The following is a 612-nucleotide window of genomic DNA, read 5'->3' as shown; positions in this document are numbered from 1 at the left end:
CTCGTCTGCGTCAACCGAACCGCGGCTTTTGGGCCTGAAAGACCTCTTGGGCTTTGGGATCCCCTCGCTGAGGGCGGCGTTGAACTCCACTTCGGTCATGGTGCTAGAGCCGAGATAGTAGCCCCAACGATACACCAGATCCCCAAAGATGCCGTAGTGTCTCAGGGTTTGCAGATCTTTCATCAGGAGCGCACCGTCACGAACGGATCCCACACCAGAAACCCTGCTCTGCTTTTTCGCCATTCGCATCTTCCCTTACAGCATTTTTGGGCCTGACTTTTAACTTGAAGAAGACCCCGTTTTGTTCCCACCTCAGCTTCAATTTTAGGCTTCTGGGAGTGGCCTCATGGGTAGAACACTCTATGTGTCCCAACAGGATTGCTACCTCAGCCTCGACCAGGAACGCCTGGTTGTCAAACGGGCTGGAGCTGTTCTTCAACAGGCTCAATTGCCCCACTTGGATCAGATTTTGATCTTTGGCCATGCCCAAGTCACAACCCAACTGATCCAGAGTTGCCTAGAGCGCAACATCCCCATCGCCTATCTTTCCCACATGGGGTACTGTGCTGGGCCGTCATCAACCGGCAGGTGCAGACCTACAAGCAGTTTGTA

Annotated in this window: 3 protein-coding genes; 1 reads left to right on the top strand and 2 read right to left on the bottom strand. The window is 53.6% G+C overall.

Annotated elements, in window-relative coordinates; all coding sequences use genetic code 11:
• Nucleotides 1–183: hypothetical protein (locus NW820_RS13340; protein ID WP_414407769.1), on the bottom strand; the 183-nt coding region annotated here is incomplete at its 3' end.
• 13 nt (nucleotides 184–196) lie between these two features.
• Complete coding sequence (locus NW820_RS13335; protein WP_041436213.1) at nucleotides 197–484, bottom strand: hypothetical protein; 288 nt, start codon at nucleotides 482–484, stop codon at nucleotides 197–199.
• On the opposite strand from NW820_RS13335, the gene NW820_RS13330 reads away from it, so the two are divergent.
• A partial coding sequence (locus NW820_RS13330; RefSeq protein ID WP_414381283.1) for a CRISPR-associated endonuclease Cas1 occupies nucleotides 365–612 on the top strand: 248 nt, incomplete at its 3' end. The two genes, NW820_RS13335 and NW820_RS13330, sit on opposite strands and share 120 nt — an antisense overlap.

Origin of the sequence: Synechococcus sp. R55.7 (genome assembly GCF_047461955.1) — a bacterium.
Classification (GTDB): Bacteria; Cyanobacteriota; Cyanobacteriia; order Thermostichales; family Thermostichaceae; genus Thermostichus.
The sequence above is the reverse complement of the archived record's forward strand: the minus strand, read 5'-3'. Positions and strand labels throughout refer to the sequence as shown.

What these genes read in the sequence shown, in the direction of transcription:
- NW820_RS13335 (WP_041436213.1), bottom strand. Translation starts at nt 484, where the DNA reads ATGGCCAAAGATCAAAATCTGATCCAAGTGGGGCAATTGAGCCTGTTG.